We start from the raw sequence: 15,995 nt of genomic DNA, 5'->3' as shown, positions 1-15,995 counted from the left end.
ACGGGTGCAGCGCACCTGTCCACCTTGTTGGCCGGTATCCGGGCTGGTGGAACAACCTTCATCGCCTTCCCAAGCATGTGTTCAAAATGCTCAGTGGCTGTGATGAAAGCAGAGTAAAAACAACTCGTCCACTTACCGTTGCGGGGGCAGCGCAGGTTAGGATGGCGTGTAAACGCGTTCCCTCCTGCTTCCCGTTGAACTGCGGTATGCGAACCACACCGCGAGCACCAACGCCTTGGATTTTATGCGAAACCTGATTGCCTAACCCTACAATGCCAAGCTTATGTCGAACCACACCCAAATCGACCAAATTGCAGAACGTGTAGAGCGGCTGTTGCTGCGCCACGCGGAGCTTCAGCGCACCAATGCCTTGCTCGCCAGCCAGGTGGAGGCGCTGACCCAAGAACGCGACATGCTCAAGTCCAGGCTTACTGCCGCACGAGCGCGTGTAGACGCCCTATTGGAAAAACTGCCAGAGGCCATAGCCGCGCACGCGAAGACACCATGAAACAGTTAGAAGTTCAAATTTTGGGGCAAAGTTATTTGCTGGGCTGCCCCGAAGGCGGCGAGGCCCGCCTATTGGAAGCCGTAGAGCGCGTAGATACTGCCATGTGCAAGATTCGCGATGCTGGCAAAGTGCGTGCGCGTGACCGAATCGCGGTGCTGGCAGCGCTGAATCTGGCATTTGACCTGTCAGCCCAAAACGAGGCTGCCGCGCAAGTGCCTAGCTCCATTGCCAGCGGCAAAGCCCCACAGGCTCCAGAACCCAGCACGCCCCACTCTGCCCCTGTAGGCGACTCAGATGTTTTGCTTCACTCCTTGTTGGAGCGCTTGGACGCTGCCTTGGGTGAAGACGGTCGCCTTCTTTAAGCCCTGCGCGGCGGGCGAAAGCCCTACAATAGCCACCGTCTGCGGTGCCGCTGGGCTTTATATTTCTTGAACCAATGCTCATTGAGCCCGGGCTTGAAACATTTCTGACCAGGCGTGACCATCTCGCGTTAGATGGACCCAATGGTCAGCTGATCTCGCCCACCTGAACCCCGGTTCAGGATGCCGGTCCGGTCGCATTCGCAGACACCCATTCAAGCTTCAAGAGCTCACTAAGGCTGTTGGCAAGCGCAAAACCAGCTGCTCAAACTCTGCCGCCGGCAGACCCTTGGAACACAAAAACCCTTGGTACGAGCCGCATTGCAATTCGTGCAGATAGTCACGTTGCTCCTGGGTTTCAACTCCTTCCGCTACCACAGCGAACTTCAAGGCCCGGGCCATGCCAATGGTGGCACTGACGATGGCACGGTCACTCTCATCGCTGGGCAAGCCCATGACAAACGCGCGATCAATCTTGAGCTTGGAAATTGGTAGTTTTTTGAGGTACGCAAGGCTGGAGTAGCCCGTCCCAAAGTCATCAATGGCTAAGCTCAAGCCCAAGGCCGCCAATGCATGCAAACGCGCTAGGCTTTCGTTGGCGTCGCGTATCAGTATGGATTCTGTGAGCTCCAACTCCAACAAAGACGGTGCGAGTTGTGCCCCCTTTAAGCAATTGGCCACACGCTCCACAAAGTCTGACTGCTGAAACTGCAAGGCGGAGACGTTGATGGAGACCACGATGGGCATCCCTTTGTTCTGCCACAGTGTCGCTTGGCGAACCGCTTCTTGCAGCACCCAATTGCCGATCTTGATGATGAAACCCGACTCTTCAGCCAACGGAATAAAGGTAGCGGGAGAGACGTTGCCCAGCTCAGGGTCCACCCAGCGCAGGAGCGCTTCTGCTCCCAATAAATGGCCACTGGCCAATGACACTTGTGGTTGGTAATGCAACGCAAACCGCTGCTGTTCCATGCCTTGGCGCATGGCATGGTCGAGCTTGATGCGCGACAACCAGTCCACATTCATTTGGGGCTGATAGAAGCGGAAGTTGCCCCGGCCTCGCTCCTTGACCCGGTGCATTGCAGTGTTGGCGCATTGGATGAGCTCATCCACCGTGCGCCCGTCTTCTGGGCACATGGCAATCCCGATGCTGCAACCCAGAGAGAAACTGGTGCCATCCACTTCAAAAGGTTGGGCCACCGTTTGCAAGATGCGCCGGGTCACGATCTCAGCCCCCATGGCGGTCGCATCTTGCAAAAAGGCCACAAACTCGTCGGCCGCCAAACGGCACAAGGTATCCACCTCACGCAGGCACAGCTGCATGCGCTGGGACACCTCTACCAATACTCGGTCACCCAGGGCATGCCCCAAGGAGTCGTTGATGTTCTTAAAACGATCGAGATTGATAAACAGCACCGCACAACTACCACCACTGCGCTGCACCATACGAATGGCCAGGTCCACGCGTTGGGTGAGCAGCAGTCGATTGGGCAAGCCTGTCAACACATCGGTATAGGCCAGTGTCTCAATGCGCTTTTGGGCCTCGAGTTTCTCCGTGAGGTCTTGGAATAGACATACGGTGTGGGTCAACTCGCCGGCGTCATCACGCAAAGCAACCCAGTTGACCTCTACCGCACAGGGCTGCTCTCCCGCCATCCGCCACACTTCGCCGGTCCACTTGCCAGTGAAAGCAAGACCCAATTCCACCTGGTCAAAGTAGTCAGGCTGCGCCGGGTCATGAAACAGTTGCCTCGAAGAGCTCCCCAACAACTGCGAGCGCGAAGACCCAGTAAGCCGTTCGCAACGCGGATTGACCTGGAGAATAGAAAACGCTGCGTCTGTAATAAAAATAGCGTCCATGCTGGACTCAAAAACCTTGGCCGCCAGTTGCAGTCGCGACTCCACCATGGCCCGCTGCGTCACATCACGAAACGCAAAAACCCGCCCCATGGTTCTGCCACGACTGCATTGGGCCAGGCTGGTGCGCTCCAAAATTCGCCCACTGTGCAAGTGCACCAAGTCGCAGCCTTCACGCAGCTGTTCATCGGCAAACTGCTGAAGTCGCGCCGTGTAGTCGTCTGCATCTTGCACCTGGCCCAGCATATGGGCCTGTAGAGTTTGGCCTGTTGGAGCATCCAATAACTCGTCCGGCACTTGCCAAAGCAGGGCAAACCGTCGGTTGAAGTGGCGTACGTTGCCCGCCAAGTCCGTGACCAAGATACCGTCAGCACTGGACTCCAGGGTCGCGGCCAACTCGGCAGCGCGGTCTTCCAAGTCTCGCCGGGCTTGCTGCTGTTCGCGCAGGTCACGCGCATTCATCAAGTACATGGGCTCATCGGCGGACAGGCTCACGCGGCTCACCCGCCGCTCCACCGCAACGGCTGCGCCGTCCACGTGCCGCAACAAGCTTTCGCTGTAGATGTTGTCTGCGAGGCCCGCAGCCACGTCTTCCCAGAAATACATGTCTTCTGGCGTAACCGTTAACTCAACAATGGGCTTGCCAATCAGCTCCGCAATGGGCAAGCCTACCAAGTCGACGGCGATCTGATTGGCCGCAACGATGCGCAGGGTTTTGGGATCAATGACCCACGCCGCATCCAAAAGCGCATCAAGAAACGTTCTCCAGATTACAGTGGTCATGGCTTTGCCCCTTGCAAGTACGGGTCGACCAGTGGCTCAAAAAAGTAGCAAATTCTCTGCCGAGGCGCGAGGTACTCTTGCGCCGCAATGGGCAGTGTGGCGGGCCGCACGCTGCGGCGAATGGTGAGGTGACTGGCATGCTCTAGGTCAATCGCCAAGGCCTCATGCTTGGGTACATTGATGTCATGCAGCAAAACTTTGGGTTTCAGGGGCCGTGCTGAGTTGACGGACACCACGCTGGCATAGCGTCCATCAGCGAGTTGAATCACTGAGCCTGGTGGATACACCCCCATCATGCGAATAAAGGCCGCCAGCGCTGTGGCGTCAAACTTGGTTTTTTGCTGGGCAAATATCCACGACAAAGATTCGTGGGGCGTCAACGCATTCGCTACTTTGCTGGGGTTGCACAAGTTATCGTAGCGGTTGACCAATGACAAAATCTTTCCTGCGACCGTCATGCCTTCGCCGGTAGCGCGCATAGGAAAACCCGTGGCATCCACCCATTCGTGGTGTTGTGCCATCGCCAGCAAGGTGTTTTTGGACAACTCCATGGTCTTGCCAATCTGAACACCTAAACCCACATGGGTTTGGTACAGATTGGTCTCCGCGCCAGTGAAACTGTCGTCCGGCCAGCGCACGCGATCCAATAATTTGGTCTTGCCCATGTCATGGAAAAACGCAGCCATGCCCAAGTCGCGCAGTTCATCCTCATCCAGCCCCATGGCTTTGCCAAGCAGCAATGAGATGATGGTGACGTTGACGGCATGCATGGCTGTTTTTTCGCCGGCAGTTTCGCTCAGCAGCGTGATGGCGGACTCACCGTCTAGCATGCTGTGTACCAAATTACGGATGTCGGCTTCACACTGGGCCGCGACCTCTTTTGGGTCGGTGAGGAGCTTGTCCATGGCACTGCGATAGGCACGAAGGGTCTCTGCAAAACGCCGCTCGCACTGCTGCGCGTTGCGTTTTTGGAGGGTCAGCGCGTCTTGGCGGGCTTGGCGCTTCGCGTCAAGTGCAAGCGACTGCGCAGCGGCCTCTTGGGCAGCGGCGGTTAAACGCTCGGTGCTGGCATTGGTACTGGGAAGGAGGTCACTTTTCTCGGGGACATAACGGACATGCGTCAGTCCCAAACCACGTAAGGTGTCGATCTGCTTTTCCGAACTGAGCTTGAAACTCCCAGTCGGAAACGGATGTGCCATCCAGCCCACATCCAGCTCTATGAACAAACCCAAGCGAAGTTGGTCAATGGAAAGAAGGTTGGAATCGTTTTTTTTCATCTACAAGGGTTTAGCAAACACCGTACCCAGACCTCCCATGGCCTCGCTTCTGCTCCATCGTAGTGGCAGCAGCGCAATCCTACAAACTCAAATCGGAAAAACAGTGCAAGGCAACAGGGGCGGTGCCGATTCAAATAGAGTATTGGGGCAAGGTTTGCATACAGAGTACCTCGGCAAATAAACGCTGAACTTGAGGCGGATCGCATAATGAAGTGCCCGCTTGGGCCAAGGCCGCACTGGCACAAGCGACACCCATTTTAAAGGCATGCACCAAATCGTCACTGTGAACAAGTGCAGAGACCATGCCCGCTACAAAACTGTCACCCGCCCCTACCGCGCTGACCACCTTGACTTTCAAGGGCGGAGCAAACCAAGCGCCTTGTGCAGTCACTAAAAGTGCACCCATTTCGCCCATAGACACGGCCAGCACTTGCACACGTCCGAGTGCAATCCATCGCTGGGCACAGTCAACCACAGCGGCCATCGTGGGTAAAGGCTCAGAGGCCAGCATGCGCATTTCACCCAGACTAGGCTTGAGCATAAAGACCCCTTTACGCAACGCCGCAGACAAGGCGAGGCCCGAGCTATCCACCACCAGCTTAGCGCCCATCTGCGCAGCAATGGGGGCAAGTTCAGCGTAGAAACTATCCGGCACACCCGGGGGCAAACTGCCGCTGGCGACCACATACAGGGGCGAAGGGGTCAGGGATCGCAATTGCGATAGGCAGGCTTGTTGCTCCAACTCACCTAATGCAGGACCGGGCAGTACAAAGCGAAACTCTTGCCCACTGTGCTCATCGCGCACGGTAAAACTCTCGCGAATATGCCCTGCGACCTGCACAGGCCAGCACGGTACCCCCTCGGCGTCAAGGAGTTGCGTGAGTAGCTGGCCCGTTGATCCCCCTACAGGGAACAAGGCACCACAATCCACCCCTAGGCGGTGCAGCACGCGCGCAACGTTGATACCGCCACCGCCTGGGTGACGCTGCACCTGTTGGCAACGCAGTTTGCGCGTGTGCTCTACCTTGGCGGTGCTAGCCGATACGTCTAACGCCGGATTCATCGTGATGGTTAAAACATGTGGCATGACAAGTTTTGATCTAAGTGAATGACTGTTGCAATGCAAACCTTGGGCGCAATATGGTAGCCCCCGAAAAGTACCTGCCCTACAAAGAAAAAACCCCGCACATGCGGGGTTTTTGAGAAGCCATCTGCATGGGGTTGCAGATTAGCCCATGTGCAAACCGCCATTGACCGAGAAGTCGGCTCCCGTGGCGTAGCCACCTTCGTTGGATGCCAGCCAAGCAATGATGGACGCAATTTCGCTGGGTTCGCCCAAGCGTTTCACAGGGACCGTGGCCACAATTTTTGCCAACACGTCTTCACGGATCGCCTTCACCATGTCTGTGCCGATGTAACCAGGGCTCACGGTATTGACGGTGACACCTTTGGTGGCCAATTCTTGTGCCAGAGCCATGGAGAAGCCATGCATACCCGCTTTGGCAGCGGAATAGTTGGTTTGACCTGCCTGGCCTTTTTCGCCGTTGACGCTAGAGATATTGATGATGCGGCCCCAGCCTTTTTCCACCATATCAGCGACGACTTGTTTCGTCACGTTGAACATGGAGTTAAGGTTGGTTTCGATCACCATGTCCCAATCTTCGCGGCTCATCTTCAAGAACATACGGTCGCGTGTGATACCGGCATTGTTCACCAGCACGTCGACAGAGCCGTGCTCCGCCTTGGTCTTGGTAAAGGCTTCCACGGTGGACTCCCAGTTACCCACATTGCCGACCGACGCGTAAAAGGTATAGCCCAAGGCCGCTTGCTCAGCAATCCATTTCACGTGGTCACGTGTGGGGCCGCAACCCGCAATGACTTTGAAGCCTTCTTTGTGAAGACGCTGGCAAATTGCGGTCCCGATGCCACCCATACCGCCTGTGACGTATGCAACTTTTTGGCTCATTCTTATCTCCTTTTGATTTATCTATCGCTATAAAAAAACTAGCTGCTTACGCACCAAATACAAGGGCCTAAGCCCTATTTCCTCAAAAACTATCGCTCAATGGTCAAAGCAACACCCATGCCGCCACCAATGCACAACGAAGCAATGCCCTTCTTGGCGTCACGGCGTTGCATTTCATGCAGCAAGGTCACCAAAATACGGCAGCCGGATGCCCCGATGGGGTGGCCAATCGCAATTGCGCCACCATTGACGTTGACTTTGCTGGTGTCCCAGCCCATTTGCTGGTTCACCGCGCAAGCCTGCGCGGCAAACGCTTCGTTGATTTCCAGCAGATCCAAGTCCTGGGCGTTCCAGCCCGCGCGAGCCAAGGCTTTTTGCGACGCCGACACTGGACCCATGCCCATCAAGGCGGGGTCTAGGCCACTGGTCGCGAAACTGGCAATACGGCCCAAAGGGGTCAAGCCCAAAGCAGCGGCTTTTTTGGCAGTCATGACCATCACCGCGGCTGCGCCGTCGTTGATGCCCGAGGCGTTGCCCGCCGTGACACCACCCGCTTTGTCAAATGCAGGGCGTAAACCGGCCAAGGCCTCTGCGTTGGACTTGCGGTTGATGAACTCATCTGCCGCAAACACAATGGGGTCACCCTTCTTTTGCGCGATGCTGAAAGGCACGATTTCATCTACAAACTTACCCGCGTCTTGAGCTGCTGCCGCCTTTTGCTGGCTAGCCAATGCCAAAGCGTCTTGCATTTCTCGGGTAATGCCGTAGGCTTTGGCCACGTTTTCGGCAGTGATGCCCATGTGGTATTGGTTGTAGACGTCCCACAGGCCGTCCACGATCATGGAGTCGATCATCTTCCAGTCACCCATGCGCTGGCCATCGCGGCTGCCCAGCAACACGTGGGGGGACAAGCTCATGTTTTCTTGGCCACCGGCAATCACAATGTCGCTGTCACCATAGGCCACGGACTGCGCAGCCAACATCACGGCTTTCAGGCCTGAGCCACACACTGCGTTGATGGTGAGAGCCGGTGTTTCTTTGGCAATGCCACTCTTGATCAAGGACTGGCGCGCGGGGTTTTGGCCCACGCCTGCGGCCAAAACTTGACCCAAAATGACTTCGCCCACTTGGTCAGCGCCCAGCTTGGTGCGCTCCAGCAGGTTTTTGATGACGGCAGCGCCTAGGTCGGTGGCCGGGGTTTTGGCCAACGTTCCACCAAACTTGCCTACCGCGGTGCGGGCGGCTGCAACGATAACGATGTCTTCCATTTTTCTCTCCTGATTAAATCAAACAGCCAAAGCGCCTAAGCACGCACTTTGACATAGCTTCCGGGGGCTGGCTGCAAGGGTTTGTACTTGCCACGACCATACGTTTTAGGTGCGAGCTTTTCTTTGCCCGCATGGGTTTGGAGCCATTGCGACCAGTCTGTCCACCAACTGCCGGGGTGCTCTTTGGCGCCCTGCAACCATGTGTCCAAAGTCTTGGGCAGCTTGCCATCAGCACGAATCCAATGGCTGCGTTTATTCTTTGCTGGTGGATTAATCACACCCGCAATGTGGCCGGACGCGCCCATTACAAAGCGTTTTTTGCCGGGTAGCACTTGCGTGGATGCGTAGGCACCACCAATGGGCACGATGTGGTCTTCGCGTGATCCATAGATGTAGACCGGAATATCCACCAGCCCCAAGTCCAACGGCTCACCGCACACGGTCGCTTGGCCGGGCTTGATCAAGTTGTTTTCCAAGTAGGTGTTGCGCAGGTACCAAGCGTAGTAGGGGCCAGGCAAATTGGTGGAGTCCGAATTCCAGTACAGCAGGTCAAACGGCGGAGGGGTTTCACCCTTGAGATAGTTGCCGACCACGTAGTTCCACAACAAATCATTGGGGCGCAAAAAGCTAAAGGTGCTGGATAAGTCTTTGCCCTTCATCAAGCCGCCTTGGCCCATCTCTTTTTCGCGGGCGCGCACAGAAGCCTCATCAATGAAGATGTCCATGATGCCGGTGTCGCTAAAGTCCAAAAAGGTGGTCAAAAAGGTCGCACTAGCCACCGGTTTCTCGCCACGCGCGGCCAGCACTGCCAGCGCCGTACCTAGCATGGTTCCGCCTACGCAGAAGCCCAAGGCATTGATGCTAGGGCTGTTGCTAACCTCACAGGTCACGCCAATGGCTTTGATGACGGCATCCTCAATGTAGTTGTCCCAGGTTTTCCCCGACAAGCTGGCATCTGGATTGCGCCAACTCACCATGAAGGTGCGATGGCCTTGTGACACGGCGTAGCGCACCAAGGAGTTCTCGGGCTGCAGGTCTAGGATGTAGTACTTATTGATGCACGGTGGCACCATCAAAAATGGCCGTTCGAACACTTTGGCCGTGGTGGGCTTGTACTCAATGAGCTGGAACAATTCGTTCTCAAACACCACGGCGCCCTCGGTGGTCGCCACGTTTTTCCCCACCTCGAACAGGCTTTCGTCCGTCATGGACACATGGCCTTGCTGCATATCGTGCAACAAGTTTTGCAAGCCCTTGGCAATGCTTTCACCCTGCGTCTCTATGGCTTTCTTCTGGGCTTCTGCATTGAACGCCAAAAAATTACTGGGCGCAGTCGCTGCGGCCCATTGCTCCACGGCAAAGCGAATGCGGTTGCGGGTTTTGGGGTCGGTCTCTACCGCATCCGCCAATCCGGCAAGCGCGCGGCTGTTGACTTGGTAGGCCGCCGCAGCAAAAGCGGCCAGAGGGTTGTCATCCCACGCGGGGTTAGCAAAGCGTTTGTCGCCACTTTGTGTGGGGTGACCAGCACCTTTGCTCCATAGTGCCATCGCCTGTTCAAGGTATTCTTTTTGCAAGGCCTGCAGTTTCTCAGGCTCGATATGCACTTCAGGTGGCTTCTCTGCACCTGCGGCAAAACTGGAAGCCCCCGCTGATTGCACTCCGGCCTGAAAAGGCTGCATGGCCTTGGCCCAATTTTCTGCCATGGTGGTTTGCAGCTTTTGGGCCGCTTCGGTCCAGAACTCAGGGGAAGGTTGCGTCACTGCGATGCCTTTTACTCTTAATTTAGGTGGTTTAGTCTAACGCCCTAGTATCTCAGGCTAATGCTACGATCTCTTGACACAAAGCAAAACGAACCCAGTATGTACCTCGTCCCTATTGCATGGATTTACGTTGCGCTCATGATGAGCGTGGCCGAAGCGACCAATACCAATGGCACCGTGCTAGGGGCAATCTTTACGTTTGTGCTGTATGGGCTCATGCCCGTGGGCTTGGTGGTGTACATCATGGGCACCCCCGGTCGCAAGCGCGCAATCAAGGCGCGCGAGTTGGCGGAGCGCCAAGCAGCCGAGCAAGCTTCGCCGCAGACCGATTCAGTCCAACCAAATGCAAGCGGCCTGGCGCCCACTGACCCGGTCGCGCCGGTGCGAGAAGAACCGCGCTGACTGCTGCACGGTGCACCACGCGTCGGTGCCATCGTTGCCATAGATCGCTGTAATACCCAGGCGGTGCAAGCGTTGGCGTGCCAATGCTTGCAAATCCGCCAGCCACTTGTCAGCACCAGGGGCTGGAGCGTACGGCCTAAAGCATTGGGCGGCTCGGGCATCCGCAGCCACAAAAGCTGCACGCACCTCGGCGCCTACTTCAAACGCTTGCGGGCCAATACACGGGCCCAGCCACGCTATGATTTCAGGAGCATTCTGCGCAGTATCCATGCGCGAATTCGGCAAAAAATGCCTAGAAACAGCTTCTAACACGCCATGCCACGCGCCTGAGCGCTCTTCGCCCAACAGACCACGCCAGCCCGCGTGCACTGCAGCCACGCGCTCACCGCGCGAGTCGCACAACAAAATGGGCAAACAATCCGCCACCATCACACAGCAAGCCAACTGCGGCTGTGTGGTGAAGCAACCATCGGCTTGCAAGCCTTGGGGCGTATCGGCGCTCAATTCCAGTATGGTGTTTCCGTGCACTTGGTCCATAAACACTATCGGTACACCCGTGCTGCTCACCAACTGAGCACGATTGGCGGCCACGCAGGCGGCGTCATCGCCCACATGGGTGCCCAGGTTCAGGGTGTTGTAGGGCGGCGCCGACACGCCACCTTGACGGGTAGTGCACACAGCCCGCACATGGGCGGGTGCAGGCCATTGCGGCACCAACCAGTCCACCGGGCCTGCAGCTGTTTCGAAGGATGAGCGATTCATGGCGCAGAGGATAAACGCAAGGCCTTGCGTCTACCCGCTTGCGATGGGAATTAGCATCCGTTGCCGTTACCATCGCCACACCAGCCACTTCAAAGCGCTCAGGCGCAGCACCCCCATGATTTTGGAACTCGCAGACATTCGTATTCACGCCGGTAAGAACGCCGAATTTGACGAAGCCATTGCTAGGGGCCTACGTGAGGTCATTGCACACGCAAAAGGGTTTCAAGGCTTCAAGGTGAACAAAGGCATCGAGAACCCTGAACGCTACATTTTGCAAGTATTTTGGGATACGCTGGAAGATCACACCGTGGGCTTTAGGCAGTCAGAGGCATTCACCCAGTGGCGCACCATCGTCGGGCCCTTTTTTGCCAGCCCTCCTGTGGTTGAGCACTTTGCGTTGGTGGTGAAGTCTGACTAGGTCCAGCGACAGACGGCCGCCCTTTGCAGCAAGTGATTGCGTAGATTGACTGACCATTGAAAGCCCGCTATGACGACCTTTGTTTTCGCCCCAGCCCCAACACCCGCCGTTCCTGTGGTGGGGCGCAATGAACAGTTTGCCGTGCACCGCATTTATTGCGTGGGCCGCAACTACGAAGACCACGCCAAGGAAATGGGGCACACCGGACGAGAAGCCCCCTTCTTCTTTATGAAGCCTGCCGATGCGGTGTTGAACTGCCCAGCAGACACAACCGCTCGCTTGCCCTACCCCACACTCACTGCCAACCTGCACCACGAGATTGAACTGGTGGTAGCGATTGGCGTAGGCGGAAGCAACATCGCCGCGGCCGATGCCCACCGCCATATCTTCGGCTACGCCGTGGGGCTGGATATGACCCGGCGCGACTTGCAAAACGACATGAAAAAGCAGGGGCGCCCCTGGTGCATTGGCAAGGGTTTTGACCATAGTGCGCCCATTGGCGCCATCACCCCTGCGGCACACGTGCCTGATGTGGCGCAAGCCGACATTGCTTTGACGGTGAATGGGCAAGACCGACAGCGCAGCAACGTAGCCAAGCTTATTTGGAACATTGCAGAAACCATTGAGCAACTCTCTGCCGCGTGGACGCTGCAGCCAGGCGACCTGGTCTTTACCGGCACCCCCGAAGGTGTGGGGGCAGTGATGCGGGGCGACCTCTTGGTGGGTTCTGTCTCGGGTCTACAAAGCATCAGCGTGCGGGTGGAGTAAACCGCCATGCGCAAGCTGCCTGCCGTGTTGGAGCTACTTGCCAAAGTCTGCGCGGTTTTGGGCGGCGCATTACTCACCGTGGTCACGTTGCTAACCTGCGCCAGCGTGCTAGGGCGCAACCTGCTGGACGTCACTGTGGTGGGTGATTTTGAACTCACGGGTGTCGCCAGCGGGCTGGCCGTAGCGCTGTTCATGCCCTGGTGTCAGAGCAAGCGTGGCCATATCTTGGTGGACTTCTTTACCAGCCGAGCAAGTGCCCAAACCAACGCCAAGCTGGACCGGCTGGGTGCTTTGGCTGTGTGCGCTTTGATGGCCATGCTGGCGTGGCGCACCAGCCTAGGTGGGCTCAACGCCTGGGACAACCACTCGGGCAGCATGCTATTGGGTTTTCCAGATTGGGTGGTGTACTTCGGGATGGTGCCGCCGTTACTACTCACGGCCTTGATTGCGCTGCGGCAAAGCATCGCCCCCAACACCTATGCCCAGGCAAGTCCATGAGCCCATTTGCGCATGCACTCGTCATCTTTGGCGCCATGTTGCTGCTGATGGCGCTGCGCACGCCCATCGCCGTGGCTATGTTTGCTGCCGGCGCACTGGGCTACCTTGTGCAAGCGGGTGCGCAGCCTTTGCTGAGCTTTTTGAACAACATGGCATTTGCGCGCTTTGCCAGTTATGACCTCTCCGTGATTCCGCTCTTCTTGTTGATGGGCAACTTTGCGACCCAAGGGGGCATATCCAGAGCCCTGTTTGCGTTTGCCAGCCGTGTCATGTCGCGCTTTCAGGGTGGCTTGGCCATGGCGGCCGTACTGGCCAGTGCCGCGTTTGGGGCCATTTGTGGCTCATCAGTAGCCACAGCGGCCACCATCACTTCAGTGGCTTTGCCAGAGATGCGCAGACATGGCTATTCAGGCCGTTTGGCCACGGGCACCTTAGCGGCTGGCGGCACGCTGGGCATCTTGATTCCACCGTCGGTGCCTTTGGTGATCTATGCCATTTTGGCGGAGCAAAACATTGCCAAACTGTTCGCTGCTGCGATGGTGCCAGGCATCATTGCCACGCTGGGATATATGGTGGCTATTGCGGTCTACGTGCGGCTAGTGCCTGGTCACGCGCCGTCAGTGGACGCTAGCCAAGGTCACCCCCCTCTGCAGATGGGCGACTGGATAGGCATTGCGCCCATCGCAGCCGTGTTTTGCATTGTGTTTGGTGGCATTTATGGTGGTTTTTTTACCCCTACAGAAGGGGCTGCCGTAGGGGCCGCATCTACCTTTGTGGCGGCTTTGCTCAAGCGCGAGCTCACCATGGCCAAACTGGCGCAGTGTTTCTACGCCACGGCCGAAGGGTCTGCCATGGTATTTTTAATTTTCTTGGGTGCCGACCTCATGAACGCGTCTCTAGCGCTCACCCAAGTGCCGAATCAGCTAGCGGGCCTGGTGCATGGCTGGGGTGTTAGCCCCTTGATGGTGGTGACGGGCATTTTGGTTTTCTACGTGGTCTTGGGTTCGGTGATGGACGAGCTTTCTATGCTGCTGCTCACCATTCCCATCTTTTTTCCCATCATCAATGGCTTGGACTTTGGGCTGCCCAAAGAATCTGCTGCCATCTGGTTCGGGATCATGGTCTTGATGACGGTGGGCTTTGGCATGTTGGCGCCACCTGTGGGGCTCAATGTCTATGTAGTCAATGGCATGGCCAAAGATGTGCCGATTGGTGAGAGCTACCGTGGGGTCATGCCTTTTCTGATCAGCGACACCCTGCGCATGGTGTTGCTGCTTTTGTTTCCCGGCATTTCCCTTTATTTGGTGGGCTTTATCCGTTAGCAGGCACTTACACAGGCCTTTTCGGGTTTGACAGCACACACTTCCATCGCTACAAACCCCGCAGGACCGCCCCTATCACTTCTTGATCAAGTGCCACGTCCTTCTTGCCTTTGGAGAATGCGATGAAACTTGTGAAACTAGGTTTAGCAGTGTTAGTGGCGATGGGCATGGCCCACAACGCATCTGCCCAAGAGTTGAGGCTGGGCCTAGGGTTGTCACTGCCGCCGTACATCATCCAAGAAGGTGACACCGGCATTGAAGTTGAAGTGATTCGCGGCGCGCTGCCGGCGGACGCCAAGATCAAGCTGGTGTATCTGCCCTTTGCCCGTGTAAAGGTAAGCCTGAGCAATGGCAGCACGGACGCCATTACCCCCGTCAATGAGGCTGCGGGCATTCAAGATGCCGTGTATTCAGATTCACACATCACCTACCAAAACGTAGCGGTGTCTCTCAAGTCCAAAGGGATCAAAGTAGGCTCTATTGCTGACCTAGGCAAGCTGCGCATCGTGGCATTCCAAGACGCAACCTTGTACCTTGGCAAAGACTATGCCGCCATGGCCAAGGGCAACCCCAACTATGCCGAGTTTCCATCTCAAGAAAACCAAGTCAAGATGCTGTTTTCTGAGCGTGCTGATGTGATCGTGATGGACATCCACATCTACAAATACTTCAAGAGCAAGATCAAAGATGTGGACGTGAGCAAAGAAGTCACCATCGCCGAGATCTTTCCTGCAACCGAATACAAAGTCGCGTTCAAGAGCAAAGAAGCCGCCGCCCAGTTCAACGCCGGCCTCGCCAAACTCAAGAGCTCAGGCAAGTACGCAGCCATCATCAAGAAATACACCAAATAGCGCGCACTGTCCAAGCCAGCTTAGCAGTGTCCTAGGCTGGCGGACTCGCAAGATGACCCCAAGCTAGGGCCCAAGCTAGCCCACCTGCAAAACCAACGGTGTTTCGGTACAGTACAGTAAGGTACTCTGCCCCATTTACACCATGATCCAACGACGCACTCTTCTCAAGTCTGGCGCTGCTGCGGCGCTGGCTGCACCAGCTTTGATCGGCTTTGCCCAGCAAAGCATCACGCTCAAGTTCCACACTTTTATGGCACCGATGTCTGGCGTGTGGCTGACCATGCACAAGCCGTGGATGGACAAGGTGGAGAAAGAATCTGGCGGACGCATCAAGTTTGAAGCCTACCCAGCCATGCAACTAGGGGGTACCCCCGCCCAGTTGTACGACCAAGTGAAAGATGGTGTCGTCGACGTAATTTGGACCTTACCCGGCTACAGCGCCGGGCGTTTCCCCAAAACAGAAGCGTTTGAATTGCCGTTCATGATGAACAATGCAGAAGCAACTTCAAAGGCCTTGTGGGACTATCTGCACACCGTAGCGGCCGACGACTACAAAGACACCCATTTACTGGCAGCCAACGTGCACGGCCCTGGCGTTCTCCACTCGCGCGACAAGCTCGTCAAGTCAGTGACAGACCTGCGGGGCATGAAGGTGCGTGGGCCCTCTCGCCCGATCACGAAGATGCTGGGCTACCTAGGCGCCATCCCAGTGGGTATGCCCTTGCCAGCCATCCCGGATGCGCTGTCCAAAGGCACCATCGACGCGTGTGCCCTGCCCTGGGAAGTGTTGCCCTCCATCAAGGGGCAAGAGCTCACCAAATTTCACAGTGAATTTGACGCTCAAGCGGGGGCTCTCTACACCGCAGGCTTTGTGCTCACCATGAACAAAGCGCGCTATGAGAGTTTGCCCAATGACCTAAAAAAGGTGATTGACAACAACTCTGGCCTTTCCACCTCGGGCTGGTTGGGCAAGCAGCAGCAATCCAATGACCCCGCAGGAAAGAAGTCCGCCACCGACCGCGGCAATACGGTGTACACCATCACTGCTGCCGATGCCCAAGAGTTCAAACGCAAAGCGGCTTTGGTAGAGGTGGAGTGGATAGAAGAAATGAATAAACGTGGCTTTGATGGCAAGTTGCTACGCGACACCGCCCGGGCGCTGATCGAAAAGCACGGCAAAACCCTCAAGGTGTAGC

16 protein-coding genes and 1 riboswitch are annotated in these 15,995 nt (G+C 56.5%); of the genes, 9 read left to right on the top strand and 7 right to left on the bottom strand.

The features are described from left to right. Window positions 1-12: 12 nt before the first annotated feature. Window positions 13-247: riboswitch (cobalamin riboswitch) on the bottom strand. A gap of 36 nt (window positions 248-283) precedes the next feature. Next, complete coding sequence (locus EXZ61_RS07910; protein ID WP_142810694.1) at window positions 284-508, top strand: DUF904 domain-containing protein; 225 nt, start codon at window positions 284-286, stop codon at window positions 506-508. Then, the gene (locus tag EXZ61_RS07905; protein ID WP_142810692.1) at window positions 505-870 is read left to right on the top strand and encodes a cell division protein ZapA; all 366 of its coding nucleotides are present in this window, start codon (window positions 505-507) and stop codon (window positions 868-870) included. Before EXZ61_RS07910 ends, EXZ61_RS07905 begins: the two co-directional genes overlap by 4 nt. 219 nt (window positions 871-1,089) lie before the next feature. On the opposite strand, the gene EXZ61_RS07900 is transcribed toward EXZ61_RS07905, so the two are convergent. The 6 genes from EXZ61_RS07900 to phaC all read right to left on the bottom strand — a co-directional run bounded on the left by EXZ61_RS07900 (window position 1,090) and on the right by phaC (window position 9,778). Then, window positions 1,090-3,507 (bottom strand): sensor domain-containing protein, encoded by a 2,418-nt coding sequence (locus EXZ61_RS07900; protein WP_142810690.1) that lies wholly within the window; start codon window positions 3,505-3,507, stop codon window positions 1,090-1,092. After that, entirely contained in the window at window positions 3,504-4,784 is a 1,281-nt protein-coding gene (locus EXZ61_RS07895) for an HD-GYP domain-containing protein (RefSeq protein WP_142810688.1), read from the bottom strand. The genes EXZ61_RS07900 and EXZ61_RS07895 overlap by 4 nt, the downstream gene beginning before the upstream one ends. 130 nt (window positions 4,785-4,914) lie before the next feature. Beyond that, window positions 4,915-5,871: a 1-phosphofructokinase family hexose kinase gene (locus tag EXZ61_RS07890; protein WP_142810686.1), complete on the bottom strand. Its 957-nt coding sequence runs from the start codon at window positions 5,869-5,871 to the stop codon at window positions 4,915-4,917. Between the two features lie 141 nt (window positions 5,872-6,012). After that, window positions 6,013-6,750, bottom strand: a complete 738-nt coding sequence (gene phbB / locus EXZ61_RS07885) for an acetoacetyl-CoA reductase (protein ID WP_142810685.1) — start codon at window positions 6,748-6,750, stop codon at window positions 6,013-6,015. A gap of 89 nt (window positions 6,751-6,839) precedes the next feature. Continuing rightward, window positions 6,840-8,018: an acetyl-CoA C-acetyltransferase gene (locus EXZ61_RS07880; RefSeq protein WP_142810683.1), complete on the bottom strand. Its 1,179-nt coding sequence runs from the start codon at window positions 8,016-8,018 to the stop codon at window positions 6,840-6,842. 35 nt (window positions 8,019-8,053) lie between these two features. Further along, a complete protein-coding gene (phaC, locus tag EXZ61_RS07875) occupies window positions 8,054-9,778 on the bottom strand; it encodes a class I poly(R)-hydroxyalkanoic acid synthase (protein ID WP_237219122.1) in 1,725 nt (574 codons plus the stop codon). Window positions 9,779-9,877: 99 nt separating this feature from the next. On the opposite strand from phaC, the gene EXZ61_RS07870 reads away from it, so the two are divergent. Next, entirely contained in the window at window positions 9,878-10,180 is a 303-nt protein-coding gene (locus EXZ61_RS07870; protein WP_142810681.1) for a hypothetical protein, read from the top strand. Here EXZ61_RS07870 and pgeF read toward each other — a convergent pair. Next, entirely contained in the window at window positions 10,109-10,942 is an 834-nt protein-coding gene (gene pgeF, locus EXZ61_RS07865; protein ID WP_142810679.1) for a peptidoglycan editing factor PgeF, read from the bottom strand. The two genes, EXZ61_RS07870 and pgeF, sit on opposite strands and share 72 nt — an antisense overlap. A gap of 115 nt (window positions 10,943-11,057) precedes the next feature. Between pgeF and EXZ61_RS07860 the strand changes: the two genes are divergently transcribed. The 6 genes from EXZ61_RS07860 to EXZ61_RS07835 all read left to right on the top strand — a co-directional run bounded on the left by EXZ61_RS07860 (window position 11,058) and on the right by EXZ61_RS07835 (window position 15,994). Further along, complete coding sequence (locus EXZ61_RS07860) at window positions 11,058-11,360, top strand: antibiotic biosynthesis monooxygenase family protein (protein ID WP_142810677.1); 303 nt, start codon at window positions 11,058-11,060, stop codon at window positions 11,358-11,360. Window positions 11,361-11,429: 69 nt separating this feature from the next. After that, complete coding sequence (locus tag EXZ61_RS07855; RefSeq protein WP_142810675.1) at window positions 11,430-12,128, top strand: fumarylacetoacetate hydrolase family protein; 699 nt, start codon at window positions 11,430-11,432, stop codon at window positions 12,126-12,128. 6 nt (window positions 12,129-12,134) lie between these two features. Beyond that, a complete protein-coding gene (locus EXZ61_RS07850; protein ID WP_142810673.1) occupies window positions 12,135-12,626 on the top strand; it encodes a TRAP transporter small permease in 492 nt (163 codons plus the stop codon). After that, window positions 12,623-13,948 (top strand): TRAP transporter large permease, encoded by a 1,326-nt coding sequence (locus tag EXZ61_RS07845; protein ID WP_142810672.1) that lies wholly within the window; start codon window positions 12,623-12,625, stop codon window positions 13,946-13,948. The genes EXZ61_RS07850 and EXZ61_RS07845 overlap by 4 nt, the downstream gene beginning before the upstream one ends. A gap of 122 nt (window positions 13,949-14,070) precedes the next feature. Next, window positions 14,071-14,799 (top strand): substrate-binding periplasmic protein, encoded by a 729-nt coding sequence (locus tag EXZ61_RS07840; protein ID WP_142810669.1) that lies wholly within the window; start codon window positions 14,071-14,073, stop codon window positions 14,797-14,799. A gap of 142 nt (window positions 14,800-14,941) precedes the next feature. Beyond that, on the top strand, window positions 14,942-15,994 hold the full coding sequence (locus EXZ61_RS07835; RefSeq protein WP_142810667.1) for a TRAP transporter substrate-binding protein: 1,053 nt from the start codon (window positions 14,942-14,944) through the stop codon (window positions 15,992-15,994). The last annotated feature ends 1 nt before the right edge of the window (window position 15,995 follow it).

It is taken from the genome of Rhodoferax aquaticus (assembly GCF_006974105.1).
Taxonomy (GTDB): domain Bacteria; phylum Pseudomonadota; class Gammaproteobacteria; order Burkholderiales; family Burkholderiaceae_C; genus Allorhodoferax; species Allorhodoferax aquaticus_A.
The sequence above is the reverse complement of the archived record's forward strand: the minus strand, read 5'-3'. Positions and strand labels throughout refer to the sequence as shown.

What these genes read in the sequence shown, in the direction of transcription:
- EXZ61_RS07855 (WP_142810675.1), top strand. Translation starts at nt 11,430, where the DNA reads ATGACGACCTTTGTTTTCGCCCCAGCCCCAACACCCGCCGTTCCTGTG.
- EXZ61_RS07880 (WP_142810683.1), bottom strand. Translation starts at nt 8,018, where the DNA reads ATGGAAGACATCGTTATCGTTGCAGCCGCCCGCACCGCGGTAGGCAAG.
- phbB (WP_142810685.1), bottom strand. Translation starts at nt 6,750, where the DNA reads ATGAGCCAAAAAGTTGCATACGTCACAGGCGGTATGGGTGGCATCGGG.
- EXZ61_RS07835 (WP_142810667.1), top strand. Translation starts at nt 14,942, where the DNA reads ATGATCCAACGACGCACTCTTCTCAAGTCTGGCGCTGCTGCGGCGCTG.
- EXZ61_RS07895 (WP_142810688.1), bottom strand. Translation starts at nt 4,784, where the DNA reads ATGAAAAAAAACGATTCCAACCTTCTTTCCATTGACCAACTTCGCTTG.
- EXZ61_RS07845 (WP_142810672.1), top strand. Translation starts at nt 12,623, where the DNA reads ATGAGCCCATTTGCGCATGCACTCGTCATCTTTGGCGCCATGTTGCTG.
- EXZ61_RS07910 (WP_142810694.1), top strand. Translation starts at nt 284, where the DNA reads ATGTCGAACCACACCCAAATCGACCAAATTGCAGAACGTGTAGAGCGG.
- EXZ61_RS07840 (WP_142810669.1), top strand. Translation starts at nt 14,071, where the DNA reads ATGAAACTTGTGAAACTAGGTTTAGCAGTGTTAGTGGCGATGGGCATG.
- EXZ61_RS07850 (WP_142810673.1), top strand. Translation starts at nt 12,135, where the DNA reads ATGCGCAAGCTGCCTGCCGTGTTGGAGCTACTTGCCAAAGTCTGCGCG.
- pgeF (WP_142810679.1), bottom strand. Translation starts at nt 10,942, where the DNA reads ATGAATCGCTCATCCTTCGAAACAGCTGCAGGCCCGGTGGACTGGTTG.
- EXZ61_RS07890 (WP_142810686.1), bottom strand. Translation starts at nt 5,871, where the DNA reads ATGCCACATGTTTTAACCATCACGATGAATCCGGCGTTAGACGTATCG.
- EXZ61_RS07870 (WP_142810681.1), top strand. Translation starts at nt 9,878, where the DNA reads ATGTACCTCGTCCCTATTGCATGGATTTACGTTGCGCTCATGATGAGC.
- EXZ61_RS07905 (WP_142810692.1), top strand. Translation starts at nt 505, where the DNA reads ATGAAACAGTTAGAAGTTCAAATTTTGGGGCAAAGTTATTTGCTGGGC.
- EXZ61_RS07900 (WP_142810690.1), bottom strand. Translation starts at nt 3,507, where the DNA reads ATGACCACTGTAATCTGGAGAACGTTTCTTGATGCGCTTTTGGATGCG.
- EXZ61_RS07860 (WP_142810677.1), top strand. Translation starts at nt 11,058, where the DNA reads ATGATTTTGGAACTCGCAGACATTCGTATTCACGCCGGTAAGAACGCC.